Origin of the sequence: Moorena sp. SIO4A1, from assembly GCF_010672065.1 — a bacterium.
GTDB lineage: Bacteria > Cyanobacteriota > Cyanobacteriia > Cyanobacteriales > Coleofasciculaceae > Moorena.
Map to the genome: position 1 here is coordinate 1 of NZ_JAAHHX010000515.1, position 1739 is coordinate 1739.

The following is a 1739-nucleotide window of genomic DNA, read 5'->3' on the forward strand; positions in this document are numbered from 1 at the left end:
GTTGGAAACAGCAGGAGCCAAGGTCAAGGTTTTGTTAGGAGATATTTCAACTCAAGAAGATGTGGCGAAGATTTTCCAGCAGATACAGGCATCATTGCCCCCACTCAAAGGTGTGATTCATGCGGCGGGAGTGTTGGATGATGGCTTAGTGCAAAACCTCAGTTGGCAACAGTTTACTAAAGTGATGGCACCAAAGGTGGCCGGAACTTGGTATTTACATCAACTCACCCAAGATTTACCTTTAGATTTCTTTGTTTGTTTTTCGTCGATAGCTTCTCTGTTGGGAAATCCAGGTCAAGGAAATTATGCCGCCGCTAATGGGTTTATGGATGCGATCGCCCACTATCGTCGAGGGCAGGGATTACCAGGGTTGAGTATCAACTGGGGAGCTTGGGCATCAGCTGGCATGGCAGCTCGTTTAGCCAGTGGACATCAGCAGCGGCTGGAGGCTAGTGGGATGAGTGCCATAGAACTAGAAAGGGGAATGCAGGCATTGGGTTCATTGTTATCCGACTCTCCCAGCCAAGTCGGAGTGTTACCCATTAATTGGTCAAAGTTTGTCAGCCAACTACCAAGTGGAAAAAAGATACCATTCTTAGAGGCTTTGATTTCGGCTGAGCCATCATTCACCAAGAAGTCAGCATTTAGAGAGCAACTAGAAGCAGCAACAGTTTCAGAACGTCAGGAGTTATTAACAACTCACCTTCGCTCAATAATTGCCAAAACCTTAGGCTTGCAAGATATACAAAAAATAGAAATGCGGCAACCTTTGTTTGATTTGGGATTAGATTCTCTAATGGCAGTGGAATTGAAAAATCGCTTGGAGTCAAGTTTAGAGACAAGCTTACGTTCAACACTATTATTTGATTATCCGACTTTGGAAAAATTAATAGATTACTTGTCCGTTGAGGTTCTATCATTAGAGTTAGCAGTTGTGTTGGATCAGCAAGAAGCAGAAGAAGTAGATCAATCTAATTTACAAAAAGAAATAGAACAACTATCAGAATTAGAAGCTCAAAATATTTTGCTTCAAGAATTAGATAATATGAATTTCTAGGAGTATAAGACTTTAAAGATATGGAAAATATTTCGGAATCTCTAAATACTGCAAACTCTTTGTCAGCAACAAAACGGGCACTAATTGCATTAAAGGAAATGCAGTCCGAATTGCAAGCTCTCAAGTCTGCCCAGATTGAGCCAATTGCCATCATTGGCATGAGTTGTCGCTTACCTGGTGGAGTAGACTCTCCTGAAGCCTTCTGGCAATTACTCAATGATGGAGTAGATGCGATCACCGAAGTACCATTAGAGCGATGGAACATTAATAACTACTATGACCCAGACCCGGATGCTCCCGGCAAAATTTCTACCCGCGACGGTGGTTTTCTCTCAGCCATAGATGGCTTCGATGCCGCCTTTTTCGGGATTTCTCCCCGAGAAGCTCAAAGCTTAGACCCCCAACAACGCCTCTTGCTAGAACTAAGTTGGGAAGCAATAGAAAGGGCTAACATCGTCCCGGATCAATTGTTTAATAGTCTCACAGGAGTATTCATTGGCATTGGTAATAGCAATTATCAGAGTAAGCTGGCCACCTCTGAGATACCACAGGCTTATTGGGGTACAGGTAATGTGCCGAGTGCTGCTACAGGTCGTTTATCATACATCTTGGGACTCACTGGACCTAATATGGCAGTAGAAACTGCTTGCTCTTCCTCTTTGGTATCTGTACATCTGGCTTG

At 43.4% G+C, this 1739-nt stretch carries 2 protein-coding genes; both read left to right on the forward strand.

Going from position 1 to position 1739, the window contains the following annotated elements:
- Positions 1 to 1057 (forward strand): beta-ketoacyl reductase (locus F6K53_RS40105; protein ID WP_293085644.1); only part of this gene is annotated, 1057 nt, incomplete at its 5' end.
- A 59-nt stretch (positions 1058 to 1116) separates the two neighbouring features.
- Positions 1117 to 1739 (forward strand): polyketide synthase (locus F6K53_RS40110; protein ID WP_293085647.1); only part of this gene is annotated, 623 nt, incomplete at its 3' end.